This is a genomic window from Erythrobacter sp. JB1-15, from assembly GCF_057365035.1.
Map to the genome: position 1 here is coordinate 354,669 of NZ_CP200295.1, position 14,396 is coordinate 369,064.

The following is a 14,396-nucleotide window of genomic DNA, read 5'->3' on the forward strand; positions in this document are numbered from 1 at the left end:
AGCCCTTCAAATATAACCATTTGCCCCCGCCGATCATTCAGCGGGCGTGGCGCATGATGCGCCCGTGTTCGATCCTTCAAAAGCGGGCATATCGCCGCTTGTAAACTTCGCCAGACGATCAATCGCCTGACCCACCCGGCCTGCTGCGCGCATGTCGCCCGCATGGCCTGCAACGCCCAGATGGACGGTGTTCTCGCGGCCCAATGCCACAGACAGGCTGGCCCGGTCCAGTGGCAAGGTTGCCCCGCGCTTGCCGGAACCTTCCGCATCGCTGCCCACTCGCCATGCCTGATCAAGCCGTTTGCGCCCATCTTCGCTGGCATCACAGGCGTGAGCAAGCAGCGCAATGCGCCCGGTTCGGGCCTGTTCTTCGATCCGGGCCGAGCCCAAAACCAAAGTGCCAGCGCGCCATTCCAGACCAAGCCTTTCGGTCAGGCTGCGGCGCAATGCGGCATCGACGCGGTCCGGTAAATCGTCCGGGATGGTCAAGCTGGCGTCTTTTGGCCCGCCTTTGAACGCGCGCATCAACGCCCGGTTAAGGTGGCCATCAGCCATCGCCGCTTCAAGTGCCTTTCTGTCAGGCGCAATCCATGCCCCGCGTCCCGGCGCTTTGCCGGATGGGTCGGGCAGCACATGACATTCGCCCTTTTCATCAATCGGCGAAATGGCGAGCCGCACCAGATCGGCGCGCAGGCCGGTCTTACCCGACAGCACACAGCGCCTCTCGCTCGCAGAAGCGCGAGTGCCTTTTGTCTCAGCGATGGCGGACGTTACGCGCTCATTGGGTGGAGTCCGCATTGGCGGCCTCCTCAGCGGGAGCGCTTGCGGGCTCCTCATCTTCGAACCAGTGCGCGCGGGCAGCCATGATGATCTCGTTGCCCTGCTCTTCGGTCAAACCGTATTCGCCCAGCACACCGCCTTTGTCCTGCTCGCGCTGCGGGCGGCGCATTGGCGGGCCATCGGGATTGTTGTTGCGGCGCTTGGGCGCTTCGCGTTTCTTGGCGATCAATTCATCGGTCGCAAGATCGGCCAGATCATCGAGAGTTTTGATCCCCGCTTTGCCCAGCACGACCAACATCGCTTCGGTAAGGTGCGGCATGGTTGCAAGGTCATCTTCAACGCCCAGTTCGCGCCGGACTGTCCGGTGGCCCTCTTCGGCGCGCTCAATCGCCTCGCTTGCGCGGCTTTGCAATTCTTCGGCCAGCTCTTCATCGAAACCTTCGATGGCGGCCAGTTCCGCCAATTCGACATAGGCAACCTCTTCGAGCATTGCGAAGCCTTCTGCCACGAGCAGCTGCGACAAAGTTTCATCCACGTCGAGCTCTTCTTCAAACATCTTGGAACGCTCAGCAAATTCCTTGGAGCGTTTTTCCGAAGCTTCCTCTTCGGTCATGATGTCGATCTGGTTGCTCGTCAGCTGGCTTGCCAGCCTGACGTTCTGACCGCGCCGGCCAATGGCAAGCGAAAGCTGATCATCAGGAACCACCACTTCGATGCGGCCATCGTCTTCATCAAGGACAACCCGCGCAACTGTGGCAGGCTGCAAAGCGTTTACGATAAAGGTCGCCGCATCATCCGACCATGGGATGATGTCGATCTTTTCGCCCTGCAATTCCTGGACGACTGCCTGAACGCGGCTGCCTTTCATCCCCACACAGGCCCCAACCGGGTCGATGCTGGAATCGTGAGAGATAACACCGATTTTTGCCCGGCTTCCCGGATCGCGTGCAGCGGCTTTAATCTCGATAATGCCGTCGTAAATTTCGGGCACTTCCTGCGCGAACAATTTGCGCATGAAATCAGGCGCAGCGCGGCTCAGGAAGATTTGCGGACCGCGATTGTTGCGCTCAACCTTGGTGATAAGAGCGCGCACCCGTTCACCCACACGTGCAGCTTCGCGAGGGATTTGCTGATCGCGGCGGATCACCCCTTCGGCGCGGCCAAGGTTTACAATGACATGGCCGAATTCGACCGATTTGATGACACCGGTGATAATCTCGCCTGCCCGGTCCTTAAACTCTTCAAACTGGCGCTCACGCTCTGCATCGCGGACCTTTTGGAAGATCACCTGTTTGGCGGACTGCGCGTCAATGCGGCCCAGATCAACCGGCGGCAACGGATCAACGATAAAATCGCCAATCGCGGCGCCATCCTGCAATTTTTGCGCGGCTTTCAGGTCAACCTGCTTGAAGTAATCCTCAACCTCTTCGACCACTTCAACCACGCGCCACAAGGTCAGATCGCCCGTTTGCGGATCAAGCTTTGCGCGAATGTCGTTCTCCGCGCCATAACGGTTGCGCGCGGATTTCTGGATCGCTTCTTCCATGGCTTCGATAACGATCGATTTGTCGATCATTTTCTCGGATGCCACCGAGTTTGCAATTGCTAGCAATTCTGCCTTGTTGGCGGAAATGGCACTGGCCATCAGTTGTCTGCCTTTTCTTGAGTGTCTTCTTCGATTGTATCAGCGCCGCTTGTATCAAGCGGCTTTGTCGCAGCGATCAGCCGGTCGGTCAAAACCAGTTTGGCGCTGTGAATAAGATTTTGCGGAAGCGTCACCGCGCCCGTCTTGGCATCATCCAGCGAAACCACGCCGTCTTTTATGCCGTGCAATTCGCCTTTGAACACGCGCTTATCGCTGGCTTCGCCCGTCCAGCCCTTTTGCATAACGATGCGCGCTTCGTGACCGGACCATTGGGCAAAGTCTTTTTCGCGGGTCAACGGGCGATCAATACCGGGCGATGATACCTCCAGATGATACGCGCCTTCAACCAGCATTTCGCCCGCTTCCTCACGCGTGTCGATCAGTTCAGAGACGCGGCGCGACAATTCAGCGCATTGTTCGATCACCAGTTGGCCCGTTGCAGGGTCTTCGGCCATTATCTGCAAAGCCTGCCCGCCCTCACCCGCTTCGGACTGCATCATCTGCACGCGCACCAGATCAAAGCCCAAAGCTTTCGCTTCAGGCTCCACCAGTTCAATCAAGCGCGTAAGATCGGTCACAGGCACCTTCGTAGAAACACAATGCGACACCAGTGATACAAAAGCGATTGATGGCCGGCCCCTTACGGCGCCAGCGTTACAGAATTTGTATCGACAATGTCGGGATAACGCTCAATTAGAAGCATCCTACGAAGTTTGCAAGCCTTTCAAGAGCGAAAGCAAAACAAACCGGCAAGCCTGTGATGCTATACTGCGCCAGAGACCCAGGCGCGCACCTCTGCTCGCAGGCTTTGCCGTTTATCGGCAGCATAGTTATCGTGCAGGCGCCGGACAGCCAGAATATCCGCGTCCCTCAAAGGCGTTTCGAATTTCAGACCAATCAGCTTGCCCGTATCGCTTTCTGATTGTCTGACAACGGTGCCAAACTGATCTATATCGCGAAAATCAGGGACAGCCAGTTCCAGAATGGCGCTTTCGCCGTTGCGCAAGGGCTTTTCAACTCCAAGCTGTGCGCCCGTCCGGGACAGATCAAGAAGTACGCAGCGCCTAGTATCATACATGGTTTGCAAGCGCGCGGGCAGCGACAACCGCAAGCGCGCCGCGCCGCGCCGCCCGGTAAAGGGCTGACCAGATGATGTGCTTTCCGGTTCGCAATCGGGATTGGCTGACCCAGGCATAGTTGCAGGGCCATAAAGCGTAATGGTTAGCGCAGCCCGGCAAACGGGTAAGCGTTTCTACGTGGACCAGCGAGGCCCGCGAGCCTGGCCTTAGCGCACCAGACCTTATTCGTTGCCCCAGCCATCGCCTCTGCGACCTGCGCGAGCGCTTTGTTCAGCACCTTCAGCTTCGCCGCCAGAACCATAGCCCCAGCCGTCTTTTGCCAATTCCCTGTCGCGGTTCGCTTCAACCGCCGCCTGCATCTGGCGTTCATTGGCCTCAATCGCTTTTTCGGCCATGCCTTCTATAGCTGTAGGAGCAACATAAGTTGCGCCCAGCGTCATCATCAGACCAAAACCAAACATGCACAGGATAAACAGGCCGGCAATGACCCGAACCGTGTTGGTCATATTGTCCAGCAAATCAAAAAAAGTCGCACGGATATTCCCCAGTCTTACGTGTTACCACAATACCCTGCGAAAATTGCTACACCGCGATGGGTAAACAAGCGGTTAGGAACCGGCCTTGACCCCCACAATCAAAAGCCCCGGTTGATTGTGAACGCTAGCCTTCGCTGGCTTCTTCCATCAATCCATGCTTCTTAATCGCGTGACGCAGCTGATCGTAGGAAAGCCCCAATGCCTTCGCGGTCTGGCGCTGGTTCCAGCGATGCTTGCCCAATGCGTGTTCGACTATTGCGCGTTCATGCCCTTCCACCGCAGCGCGCAGGTCATCGATCTGCTCAAAATCCAAAGCCGCTGGAGGCGGTTGGGCCGGACCCGCAACGCTGGGCGCACTCGCCGCCGAAGCATGGTCAGAACGCCTGTGCGATGGAGCGGCCGGTTTCCATGGGCTGTCAAACGGGTCAAATTGGACATGCGCAATAGGGCTATCGAAATCATCCCAGCGATAGACCGCGCGCTCGACCACATTTCTTAATTCGCGCACATTACCGGGCCAGGCGTAATCCTCAAGCTGAGCGTTGACGTGGGGTGCAAATCCCGGCCAGCCGTGCCAATCAAGCTCTGCCGCCATGCGCCGCCCGAAATATTCGGCTAGCACTGCCACATCCCCTTCGCGCACGCGCAAAGGCGGCAAGGTGATGACTTCAAAGCTTAATCGGTCAAGCAGGTCCGCGCGAAATTCGCCGCTTTTGGCCAAAGCGGGCAAATCATCATTGGTGGCCGCAACAATGCGCACATCGACGCGAACAGGGCGCGATGCGCCGATCCGTGTGACCTCGCCATATTCAACCGCGCGCAGCAAGCGTTCCTGAGCGCCCATCGACAATGTGCCCAGTTCATCAAGGAACAAAGTCCCCTGATCGGCTTCCTCAAATCGCCCCGCGCGCGCTTTGGTCGCGCCTGTGAACGCGCCCGCTTCATGGCCAAACAATTCGGCCTCAATCAAAGTTTCAGGCAAAGCCGCGCAATTCATCGTGACCAAGGGCTCACCCCAGCGCGCGGACAGGCGGTGAAGACGTTCTGCAATCAATTCCTTGCCTGTCCCGCGTTCGCCGATAACCAGCACGGGCCGGCTCATCGGGGCAGCGCGGCTGGCGCGCTCAACCGCGTCAAGGAACGCGCCAGATTGGCCAATAAACTGGTTTTCGCGCTCCATTCTTCACCCCAATTCGCGTTACACACCAACCTATAGTGAAAAACCCCAATGCTTGGCAATAGAAACCAATATGATGGCTGGGGGTTGGCTCAAAACTGGCGAAATTCTGCCAGTTTTCAAGTTTGGCACGCCGGTTGCAAAGTGATGGGAGAAGCCCGCAAGGGCGCAAACATTCAACCAAGGGGCCATCCCATGCAAACTCGCACGACACAAAACACTGGACCAAACACAGCAAAGCCAGCCAGCTTTTGGTCGAGCAAACTCGGCGCCGCATCGCTTGCCAGCATTGCCGCGATGTCCGCAATGGTAATCCTGTCCTCGCAAGTTCATGCCGACCCCATGCCGGGCAGTGCCGGTGCCGCCTTGTTTCACCAGCAAGCGGACACCCCCGCACTGATCGAAATCGCGTAAGCGAGCGCTGCAATGACCAAACCCACTACCCCCAACCCCACAGGGCCGAAGCGCGATGCCAAAGGTGACCCCGCATCTTTCGCATCAAGCGACACCGCTTCGGCCCACCCCACCAGCACTGAACTGACCCCGTTCAAACGCTCTTCAAGATTGGATGACGAAATAGAAGCCTTGCGCACCAGCCCCACTCCGACGCAATCTAACAGGGCATATTCACGCGAGTCCCGCGAAACTGAAAAGCGCGAGACCCGCACCAACCCGTTTCTAGATGGAGTAGCCTTTATGGGCATTTTTAGCCGCACTCGCGATATTATCGCTGCCAATTTCAACGACATGCTGGATAAAGCGGATGATCCTTCGAAGATGATCCGGATGATCATCCTCGAAATGGAGGAAACACTCGTTGAAGTTCGCGCAAGTGCGGCGCGCACCATTGCTGACCAGAAAGAAATGCATCGCCATGTGGTGAAGCTGGATAAGCTGGAGGCTGACTGGGCCGATAAAGCGCAGCTTGCCCTGTCCAAAGAACGCGAAGATCTGGCCCGCGCGGCTCTGGTTGAAAAGAAAAAGGCCAGCGGCATGGGCGATCAATTGCGCGCCGAAATCGCGGTTCTTGATGATGCTTTGCGCGCTTACGAAGAAGACATCCAGAAACTGCAGCATCGCCTGCGCGAGGCACGCAGCCGCCAGACGCAAATCGCGGCTCGCCTCGAAAGCGCGGAAAACCGCGTGAAACTGCGCACTTTGATGAGCACGGAACGCACGGATGAAGCTTTGTCGAAATTCGACCAGCTCGAACGCAGGGTCGATTACGCCGAAGGCCGCGCCGATGCGATGGGCATTGCTGAGGGTAAAACGCCGTCACTGTCCGACGAAATCGCCGCTCTCGAAGGGGCCGATGCGATTGATGATGAACTTGCCGCGATGAAAAAAGCGCTCGGCAAACCTGATGCGAAAGGGGAGTAAATCGTGAGTGAAGCTATCATAATCGTCCCAATGGTCGTGATCGGCCTTCCTTGGCTCATCCTGCATTACGTTACGAAATGGAAAACCGGCGGCTCCATCACGACCGATGACGAAGTGCTGCTGGAAGAACTCTACAACCTCGCCAAACGCCTTGATGAGCGGATGGACACGGTCGAGCGGCTCGTTGCCGTGGATGACCCAACTTACAATCCTGTCAAACGCCTCCAGGCAGACCAGGATGCCGACAACCAGCAGCTGCGCGAACTTGAGCAGATGATGGCCGAAAAGAAAGGAACCAGCGCGTGAACACCCCCCGCACCACTCTTTACCGCGACAGTCACAACGCCAAGATTTTGGGCGTATGCGCAGGCATTGCAGAATACACAGGGATAAAACGTTTTTGGGTTCGCGCAGGTGCAGTTGGCCTTACAATATTGGCGCTCGGCCCCATCCTTCCGGTTGCCTATATCATCGCTGGTTTCGTTTTAAACAAGAAGCCGCCGCACCTCTACACCGACAAAGCCGAAGCTAAATATTGGCAAGGTGTGCGCCAAAGTCCGAAACGCACCGCGCGCGAAATCCGTGCCCGGTTCCGCGACATCGACCGCAGGCTGGCCGATGTGGAGACGCATTACGTCAACACCAACACCCGCCTGACCGCCGAAATCGAGCGGCTGCGGTAGTCGGCCAAGGTTTAGGAGACATTTTATGGAAGGTTGGATGATTGGCGCTGGCATCATGATCCTCACATTCGGAGGATCAGCCATCTGGGGCGTGGTTCACACCATCCTCGATCACCGCAAGGAGATGGCCGAGCTGAAGTTTAAGCATGCGGGTGAAAGCCAGCAACTCACGAATGAAAACTCGGACCTGAAAGAGACAATCGACCACATGAAAGACCGTATCGCAGTGCTCGAAAGGATCGCCACCGATCCCGCCGAACGCACCGCGCGGGAAATCGAAAACTTACGGTAATCACACGAACTTGAGGGACTGAACCGATGGGAATTGAATATTTTGGTGTGATGATACCGATACTGGGTATTTTATTGGGTTTCTTTGGAGTTTGGACGAACCACAAAGAAAAGCTCGCTAAGGTTCAATCAGAATCGTTAGCCAACAACACCGCTGAAAAGGCTGCTCAATACGCCGCGCAAGTCGGCAAGCTCGAAGACCGTGTCCAGGTGCTTGAACGCATCGTCACCGATCGCGGATATGATGTTGCAACGCAAATCGAAGCTTTGCGCGACATCAAAGAAGTCGAAGATAGCGGCTCTGGCATACCTCTCAATATCGGCTCAACGGAGAAAGCGTGATGGATTTTGGTAGCCCTGAATTTGTCATGGGGATTATCGCTCTGAGCATGGGCGGGTGGATCATCAACAACTGGATCCGAGCCAAACATGGCTATGCCCTTGAAGACGAGTGGGGCGGCAAAACAGAAAAGACCGACACCCAAGAAAACCAGCGCCTGAAGGCTGAAAATCGCGAACTGAATGACAAGCTCGATTCCATGCAGGACCGGATGGTTGTGCTCGAGAAGATCGTGACGGACCGTGGTTATAGTCTTTCAGATGAAATCGAAGCCCTGCGCGATGTGCCAGCCAAGCAAACCGATAACGGCGTGCCTTTGAACCTCAATAAGAAGGAAACTCAGTCATGAGCGGCGTGGATGCAGCAGCGACCATTATTCCGCACCTTCCCTGGATTATTGGCGGCGCGCTCGCGGTGGGTGCGGCGGGAACCCTTGGGTGGATTCACACCACCCGGCTCAAGATAAAGCACGGCTATCCGCTCGAAGGGATGTGGGGCCAATCCTTGAAGCCCACAACCGATAACGAAGCAAAGCAGCGCATCACTCTTCTCACCCAGGAAAATGCCGAATTGCGCGCGGAAGTGGGATCGATGAAAGACCGGCTCGCGAATGTCGAACGGATCGTGACCGATGGCGGCTACACGCTCAGCAGCGAAATTGATGCGCTCAGAGATTCCGTGCGCGACCGCGCTCTGGAACACCGCAAGGATGAAGGCAGCGCGTAATGTTTGGACCTGACACCCAATTGATGTTCGACGCGGTCCAGATGGTCGGCTTGGCAGTGGTTCTTACAGGCGGCGCGGTCTTCATCGCGATGAAGCGCAGCAAGTCCAAAGCGAGCCGCAAAGCAATCGATAGCGTGGCCAATGCTGATCTCGAAGCCAATACTGATCTCGAAGAACGCGTGCGCGTGCTCGAACGCATCGCGACGGACCGATCAATTGGCTTGGCAGATGAAATCGAAGCTTTGCGCGATGAAAACAGGCAAGGGAGTTTGAACTGATGGGTTGGGAATTTGTCGTTGTTATTGCCATCATCATTTGGGGCGGAGTTCAGGTAGCCAAAGCGCGCGCCGGGATTGTTACGGATGAAGATGGCAATGAAACCTTGGCGCAGGTCAATCCAGCCGAAAACCACTCCGCCATCGAAGATGCGCGCCGCGAGATTGAAGCCTTGCGCGAACGGGTCAAAGTGCTCGAACGCATTGCAACCGATAACAACACGCTCGATGCGCGCGAACAAGCCCGCATCGCCAGCGAGATCGAAGCTTTGCGGACTACGAGCGACAAACAAGGGCAGCGCTCATGATCCCTGACATCGAAATCAAACTGCTCGCGCTGGTGCTGATGACTGGTATCATAAGTTACACTTTCTATGCCGTCGCCAAGCGTGTGCTTGACTACAAACACGAGCGGTTGCGGCGCCAGAGCGAAAGTTGGGACCACATCGAAGCCGATCTGAAGGAAATTGCCGCGGTTTTGAAAGATCACAACACCGTTCAGGGTTCTGCTTTGCTTCAAACCCAGGGCCAGATCACCAAAGAGACCGAAACATTAGGCATCGAAATTCTGGACAGCTCATCGGCGGTTCTAAACGAGAGAAAAGCATAGTTTGATGTATTGGCTGTTCATCCCCCTGCTTGTTTTTGTCGCGCTCTATTTTCGCGAGCGCGGGCGCAGCAATCGGCTGATCGACCGGATCGAGCATCTGGAGCATGCGCTTTATCAGACCGCCAGCGACAACGATGAGGCGGTTGAAGCAGAAGAGCTCGCGGCTTTGCGCGAACGGGTGCAAGTGCTCGAACGCATTGCGACATCTGAAAACAGTGCAGAAGCACGCAAAGCCCAGCGCATTGCTGCTGAAATTGAATCCCTGCGCGGCGATATTGCCCGGCGCTCTTCCACCAAGACGGAGGACATAGACAAATGATGGACCCGGTTATCACAATCTCTGCCGCCAGCTTGCTGGGACTGGCTTTGCTGTCGGTTTGTCTGCTGCGCGCTTGGCAGGGTTGGCTTGACCTGAAGCGCGAAGAGATGGCGCGTGATGGACATGCCTCAGGCCGCGAGATCGAACGCAATACCGGGGTGGGAGCCGCGCGGATCGAGCTTGCTGACCTCAAAGAGCGCATCAAAAAACTCGAAGCGATTGCCAGCGGGGTTGAGCTTTAATTCTTAAGCCGCCAAGCTAGGCAAATGCATTTGCGCCCCCTACATGGCGGCGCATGCGAACTCTTGAAGACATCTTCGAAGAATATGATTTTCTCGAAGGCGATGAACGATACCGCCTGCTGATCGAGCTTGGCCGCGATCTGGAAGATATGCCCGATGCGCTTAAAACCGATGCGACTTTGGTGCGCGGGTGTTCGGCGGCTGTATGGGTATACCCAGCCGAGCAAACCGACAAACTCCACTTCCTCGCAGACAGCAATGCCGCGATCACCAAAGGGATCGTCGCGCTGGTGATCTCGGCGGTTCAAGACAGGCCCGCAGACGAAGTGGCAGAGATGGACGTGGTCGCCGCGCTCGAGCCGTTTGATTTGAAAAGCCAGCTGTCAAGTAATCGCACTCAGGGCGTGCCCAATATGATCGCGCTGGTTAAGGAACATGCTGCGCGGCTGGCGGCAGACTAAGGCAAGTCTTTATCGTGGCAACTTGCCCAAGCAATTGTTTGCCTAGACAACTTTGTCCATTCGAAACTCGCCGCTATTGTCGGAATGTCTCCAAGTGCCTGTGATTGACAACCCATCATCTGCGGCCAATCCATCATATTGAACTTCGCGCATATAATCTTCGCTTTCGGATTTATAGCGCTTTGAAAAGCTTATAGATCGGCCATCTACAGCGCCTTCGAGCTCGGCCTTTATGTCCCCATTGCCGCTCAAGTGGGGTTCAACAACGATGCCAGTCACCCGGTCACCATTGACTGAGAGCCTGGCTTTAAAAGGCCATTCCCCGATATCTTGTGAAGCGAAGAATTTGAAGGTCCCGGTCCACCGACCGCTAATATTGTGCGGGTCTGTCATCTGATTTCACCCGCTTGCGCTTTCGCGCACCACGGCCACACCTGCCTCACGCTGCTGTTTCAGCTCTTTCTTCAAGACCTGCGGATCGCGCGCGAAGACGAAACCAAAGCTGACCCCGCCTTCTTTGCCGATAGTGGCGTGATGCAGCTTGTGCGCCTGCACCAGGCGTTTGGCATATCCCTTTTTCGGGACCCATTTCCAATAGCGCTGATGCACCAGCCCGTCATGAACGAGCGTATAGATCACACCGTACAACGTGATGCCGACAGCAAACCACCACAGCCAATCCCAATACAGCGAGCCGTAAATATACATCGCAGCGTTGATCGTGCCAAAGACGACGGCGAACAGGTCGTTCTTCTCAAACATATGATCGTGCGGTTCGTGATGGTCACGGTGCCATCCCCAACCCCAGCCATGCATGATGTATTTGTGCGCCCACCACGCAAAAAGCTCCATCCCGATAAGGGAGGACATTACAGTGAGGAACACTTCAAACCACGTCATGCTGCGGCCTCTTTACTCGCATCGGCAGAGCTTTCCAAGACAGCTCCCACCCCTGCCCTTTTCGCAGCGGGAAGAGCCCACCAAGGTACATCGGGTTTGCGGTGATGTTCGAGGTGATAGCCAAAATGGAAACAGGTGAAGAGGCTCGCCAGAACGCCAAAATCATTGCTGCGCGCATTGTGTTTGTCAGCAAAGGGGTGTCCCTCTGCCTGATGGTGCGGGCGGTAGGTGCCGAAATAAAACAGCTGGAGCGAGGACAACAGCGCTGGCGCTCCATACAGCACGAAGATTTTCAGGAACGAAATATCAAAGACAAACAAATAGATCACCACCACCGTGTGCACGAACACTAAGGATTGCCACCCGAAATAGCGTTTGAAGAACGTCCAATACCATTTGAGAAAATGCCCCGGATTGCTCTCGTCAAAATCGGGATCGCCTGCATGGCCTGACAATTTGTGATGCGTGAAATGGGCATCGCGCAAAGTGCGCCAGTTAAACCCGGCATATAGCATCAAAAGAACAGCGCCGATCGCGGCATTGATCCGCGGCCTGCCCGGCGCAAGGGTGCCATGCATCGCATCATGACAGACAATGAAAACTCCCACTGAAAGCCATATCTGCACAGTCGCCATGAGAAGCGCGAATGGCCAGCTAGACCAGCTCAGCTCGAACACAAACATCGCGTAAAAATGAATGCCAAGCCAAGAGCCCGCAATCATAGCGGCCAGCGCCAGTCCAATCACGCGCTGGGTGCTGCGAGGCGGGAGAGTGAAACCTTGGGTCATCTGCTGGATATACGCATACCGTGCCAGCAAGGGTGCGTATAGAGCATTTGCCTTAGCGCTGGATCATTCGCCTTCGGGGAAGAAAAACTCGCGCAGATGTTCGCCAATGCGCGCCGGGCGCAATGTCTCTGCATCAATGCAGCACCAGCTTGATTGAACCTCGGCCAGCACATCTTCGCCGCGGCGGATCACTGTGTGATAAAATGCGCGTGCACCATTATACCGTTCCAGCACGGTTTGCGCGATCACATCATCGTCAAGAAAGGCTGGCTTGCGGTAGGTAATTTCATGCTTCAACGCGACCCAGGCTTTGGACGCGACATCATCAGCGGGAGCCAGTTTGTTCCAATGCGAAAGCACCGCATCCTGCACCCAGTTTAGATAGCGTGCATTGTTCACATGCCCCATGAAATCAATGTCTTCAGGGATGATGTTAATCGGGTGTATATGGGACGCGGCGGGCATGCGGATTACATATTCCCAAACACCTTAAAATCCAACCCGCATAGGGTGGGTATTGGAGCGGATTTAAGCCCAATCGTGGCCAAAATGACGCGGGTTCCGTTAGGGCATGGCAAGGCATCATTTCTTGCGCGTCCACGCTTGCTTCAAATCACAAGAGAATCTGCCACGCGGTCAATTCTGATCGCCAAGCCTTGCAAGGCTAGCGGCACCGGATTAGCGCAATGCCATGACTAAACAGCCACGCACACTTTACGAAAAAATCTGGGATGCTCACATCGTGGAAACCCGCGATGATGGCACATCCTTGATCTATATCGACAGGCATCTGGTGCATGAGGTGACCAGTCCGCAGGCGTTCGACGCACTGCGTCTTGCGGGCCGCCCCGTGCGCCGCCCGGAACTCACGCTTGCTGTGCCCGATCACAACCTGCCCACGACCGCACGGCGAAATGCTTCAGGCGCGCGGGTGCCGATCGCTGACCCGCAAAGCGCGCTGCAATTGGAAGCGCTTGAACGCAATGCGCCTGCCTTTGGCATTCGCTATATCGGTGATGCAGACGCAGAGCAGGGAATTGTGCACGTGGTTGGGCCGGAGCAGGGCTTTTCGCTGCCCGGAACCACAATAGTATGCGGGGATTCGCACACGGCATCGCATGGCGGCCTTGGCGCGCTCGCTTTTGGTATCGGCACAAGCGAAGTTGAGCATGTGCTCGCCACACAAACTTTGCTGCTGCAACAGTCCAAATCCATGGAAGTGCGCGTTGAAGGAACGCTTGGCCCCGGCGTTACAGCCAAAGATCTTATCCTGCATATCATTGGCGAGATCGGCGCTGCTGGCGGCACAGGCTATGTCATCGAATATCGCGGACCGGTGTTTGAACAAATGAGCGTCGAGCAGCGTCTGACCGTGTGCAATATGAGTATTGAGGCCGGCGCGCGTGCTGGGTTGATCGCACCCGATGAAACCGTATTTGCTTATCTCAAAGGCCGCCCCATGGCCCCGCAAGGTGCCGACTGGGAAGAGGCAGTGGCGTATTGGAAAACGCTACACTCCGATCCTGGTGCCGTTTTCGATAAATCGGTGGTTTTCGATGCGGCGCAGATTGCGCCGACTGTGACATGGGGCACCAGTCCCGAAGATGTCGTGCCGGTTGGCGGGGCGGTCCCTATGCCGTCCAGCTTTGCGGACGAAACCAAGCAAACTGCTGCGCAAAAAAGCCTCGACTATATGGGGCTTGAAGCAGGCACGCCTGTCACCGAAATCCCAATTGAAAACATCTTTATCGGCAGCTGCACCAACAGCCGCATCGAAGATCTTCGCAGCGCAGCCGAAGTGCTCAAGGGCCGCAAAAAGGCAGACACTGTCCGCTGGGCGATTGTGGTGCCGGGATCGGGACTGGTGAAACGTCAGGCCGAAGAGGAAGGTCTGGATAAAATCTTCACCGAAGCAGGTTTTGAATGGCGCGAGCCGGGATGCTCGGCATGTCTTGGCATGAATCCTGACAAAATCCCCGCTGGCGAACGCTGCGCCTCAACTTCAAACCGCAATTTTGTAGGCCGGCAGGGGCCAGGCGCGCGCACACATCTGGTGTCTCCCGCCATGGCCGCCGCAGCCGCTGTTGCAGGCAGGCTGACCGATGTGCGCACACTTTAACCGCATGCCGCCTTGTATTCGGAATAAACGCACCGCATTGAGAAT

25 protein-coding genes are annotated in these 14,396 nt (G+C 56.1%); 15 read left to right on the forward strand and 10 right to left on the reverse strand.

What is annotated here, in order from left to right; translation table 11 throughout:
- Positions 1-33 precede the first annotated feature (33 nt).
- The 6 genes from AC0V6L_RS01830 to pspF all read right to left on the reverse strand — a co-directional run bounded on the left by AC0V6L_RS01830 (position 34) and on the right by pspF (position 5,220).
- Positions 34-798 (reverse strand): DUF448 domain-containing protein, encoded by a 765-nt coding sequence (locus tag AC0V6L_RS01830; RefSeq protein ID WP_486152600.1) that lies wholly within the window; start codon positions 796-798, stop codon positions 34-36.
- Positions 779-2,425 (reverse strand): transcription termination factor NusA, encoded by a 1,647-nt coding sequence (gene nusA / locus AC0V6L_RS01835; RefSeq protein ID WP_486152602.1) that lies wholly within the window; start codon positions 2,423-2,425, stop codon positions 779-781. The genes AC0V6L_RS01830 and nusA overlap by 20 nt, the downstream gene beginning before the upstream one ends.
- On the reverse strand, positions 2,425-3,003 hold the full coding sequence (gene rimP / locus AC0V6L_RS01840; protein WP_486147584.1) for a ribosome maturation protein RimP: 579 nt from the start codon (positions 3,001-3,003) through the stop codon (positions 2,425-2,427). Before rimP ends, nusA begins: the two co-directional genes overlap by 1 nt.
- A 185-nt stretch (positions 3,004-3,188) precedes the next feature.
- Positions 3,189-3,620: a PilZ domain-containing protein gene (locus tag AC0V6L_RS01845; protein WP_486152604.1), complete on the reverse strand. Its 432-nt coding sequence runs from the start codon at positions 3,618-3,620 to the stop codon at positions 3,189-3,191.
- 105 nt (positions 3,621-3,725) lie between these two features.
- On the reverse strand, positions 3,726-4,010 hold the full coding sequence (locus AC0V6L_RS01850) for a hypothetical protein (RefSeq protein WP_486152606.1): 285 nt from the start codon (positions 4,008-4,010) through the stop codon (positions 3,726-3,728).
- A gap of 154 nt (positions 4,011-4,164) precedes the next feature.
- Entirely contained in the window at positions 4,165-5,220 is a 1,056-nt protein-coding gene (pspF, locus tag AC0V6L_RS01855) for a phage shock protein operon transcriptional activator (RefSeq protein ID WP_486152608.1), read from the reverse strand.
- A 192-nt stretch (positions 5,221-5,412) separates the two neighbouring features.
- Here pspF and AC0V6L_RS01860 point away from each other — a divergent pair, with 192 nt between their 5' ends.
- Genes AC0V6L_RS01860 through AC0V6L_RS01925 form a run of 14 tightly spaced genes read left to right on the forward strand, consistent with a single transcriptional unit; the run spans position 5,413 to position 10,544 of the window.
- Complete coding sequence (locus tag AC0V6L_RS01860) at positions 5,413-5,631, forward strand: hypothetical protein (protein WP_486152610.1); 219 nt, start codon at positions 5,413-5,415, stop codon at positions 5,629-5,631.
- A 12-nt stretch (positions 5,632-5,643) separates the two neighbouring features.
- Entirely contained in the window at positions 5,644-6,597 is a 954-nt protein-coding gene (gene pspA, locus AC0V6L_RS01865; RefSeq protein ID WP_486152612.1) for a phage shock protein PspA, read from the forward strand.
- Between the two features lie 3 nt (positions 6,598-6,600).
- Complete coding sequence (pspB, locus tag AC0V6L_RS01870; protein WP_486152614.1) at positions 6,601-6,903, forward strand: envelope stress response membrane protein PspB; 303 nt, start codon at positions 6,601-6,603, stop codon at positions 6,901-6,903.
- Positions 6,900-7,280, forward strand: a complete 381-nt coding sequence (gene pspC / locus AC0V6L_RS01875; protein ID WP_486152616.1) for an envelope stress response membrane protein PspC — start codon at positions 6,900-6,902, stop codon at positions 7,278-7,280. Before pspB ends, pspC begins: the two co-directional genes overlap by 4 nt.
- Positions 7,281-7,305: 25 nt before the next feature.
- Complete coding sequence (locus AC0V6L_RS01880; RefSeq protein WP_486152618.1) at positions 7,306-7,572, forward strand: hypothetical protein; 267 nt, start codon at positions 7,306-7,308, stop codon at positions 7,570-7,572.
- A gap of 26 nt (positions 7,573-7,598) precedes the next feature.
- Positions 7,599-7,913, forward strand: a complete 315-nt coding sequence (locus AC0V6L_RS01885; protein ID WP_486152620.1) for a hypothetical protein — start codon at positions 7,599-7,601, stop codon at positions 7,911-7,913.
- Entirely contained in the window at positions 7,913-8,260 is a 348-nt protein-coding gene (locus AC0V6L_RS01890; RefSeq protein WP_486152622.1) for a hypothetical protein, read from the forward strand. The genes AC0V6L_RS01885 and AC0V6L_RS01890 overlap by 1 nt, the downstream gene beginning before the upstream one ends.
- A complete protein-coding gene (locus AC0V6L_RS01895; protein WP_486152624.1) occupies positions 8,257-8,637 on the forward strand; it encodes a hypothetical protein in 381 nt (126 codons plus the stop codon). The genes AC0V6L_RS01890 and AC0V6L_RS01895 overlap by 4 nt, the downstream gene beginning before the upstream one ends.
- Positions 8,637-8,915 carry a hypothetical protein gene (locus AC0V6L_RS01900; protein WP_486152626.1) on the forward strand — a complete coding sequence of 93 codons (279 nt, stop codon included), beginning with the start codon at positions 8,637-8,639 and terminating at the stop codon, positions 8,913-8,915. The genes AC0V6L_RS01895 and AC0V6L_RS01900 overlap by 1 nt, the downstream gene beginning before the upstream one ends.
- Positions 8,915-9,220: a hypothetical protein gene (locus AC0V6L_RS01905; protein WP_486152628.1), complete on the forward strand. Its 306-nt coding sequence runs from the start codon at positions 8,915-8,917 to the stop codon at positions 9,218-9,220. The genes AC0V6L_RS01900 and AC0V6L_RS01905 overlap by 1 nt, the downstream gene beginning before the upstream one ends.
- A complete protein-coding gene (locus AC0V6L_RS01910) occupies positions 9,217-9,522 on the forward strand; it encodes a hypothetical protein (RefSeq protein ID WP_486152630.1) in 306 nt (101 codons plus the stop codon). The genes AC0V6L_RS01905 and AC0V6L_RS01910 overlap by 4 nt, the downstream gene beginning before the upstream one ends.
- A 4-nt stretch (positions 9,523-9,526) precedes the next feature.
- Entirely contained in the window at positions 9,527-9,841 is a 315-nt protein-coding gene (locus AC0V6L_RS01915; protein WP_486147610.1) for a hypothetical protein, read from the forward strand.
- Positions 9,838-10,083: a hypothetical protein gene (locus AC0V6L_RS01920; RefSeq protein ID WP_486147612.1), complete on the forward strand. Its 246-nt coding sequence runs from the start codon at positions 9,838-9,840 to the stop codon at positions 10,081-10,083. Before AC0V6L_RS01915 ends, AC0V6L_RS01920 begins: the two co-directional genes overlap by 4 nt.
- A gap of 53 nt (positions 10,084-10,136) precedes the next feature.
- Complete coding sequence (locus AC0V6L_RS01925) at positions 10,137-10,544, forward strand: SufE family protein (protein ID WP_486152632.1); 408 nt, start codon at positions 10,137-10,139, stop codon at positions 10,542-10,544.
- Positions 10,545-10,586: 42 nt separating this feature from the next.
- Here the strand turns inward: AC0V6L_RS01925 and AC0V6L_RS01930 are convergent, their stop codons facing one another.
- The 4 genes from AC0V6L_RS01930 to AC0V6L_RS01945 form a co-directional block, all read right to left on the reverse strand.
- Positions 10,587-10,823, reverse strand: coding sequence for a hypothetical protein (locus tag AC0V6L_RS01930; protein WP_486152634.1), 237 nt, complete (start codon positions 10,821-10,823; stop codon positions 10,587-10,589).
- A 120-nt stretch (positions 10,824-10,943) separates the two neighbouring features.
- Entirely contained in the window at positions 10,944-11,444 is a 501-nt protein-coding gene (locus AC0V6L_RS01935; protein WP_486152635.1) for a sterol desaturase family protein, read from the reverse strand.
- Complete coding sequence (locus AC0V6L_RS01940) at positions 11,441-12,232, reverse strand: fatty acid desaturase (RefSeq protein WP_486152638.1); 792 nt, start codon at positions 12,230-12,232, stop codon at positions 11,441-11,443. The genes AC0V6L_RS01935 and AC0V6L_RS01940 overlap by 4 nt, the downstream gene beginning before the upstream one ends.
- Before the next feature lie 63 nt (positions 12,233-12,295).
- The gene (locus AC0V6L_RS01945) at positions 12,296-12,697 is read right to left on the reverse strand and encodes an acyl-CoA thioesterase (protein WP_486147622.1); all 402 of its coding nucleotides are present in this window, start codon (positions 12,695-12,697) and stop codon (positions 12,296-12,298) included.
- Between the two features lie 226 nt (positions 12,698-12,923).
- Between AC0V6L_RS01945 and leuC the strand changes: the two genes are divergently transcribed.
- Positions 12,924-14,351, forward strand: coding sequence for a 3-isopropylmalate dehydratase large subunit (gene leuC, locus AC0V6L_RS01950; RefSeq protein WP_486152640.1), 1,428 nt, complete (start codon positions 12,924-12,926; stop codon positions 14,349-14,351).
- Positions 14,352-14,396 lie beyond the last annotated feature (45 nt).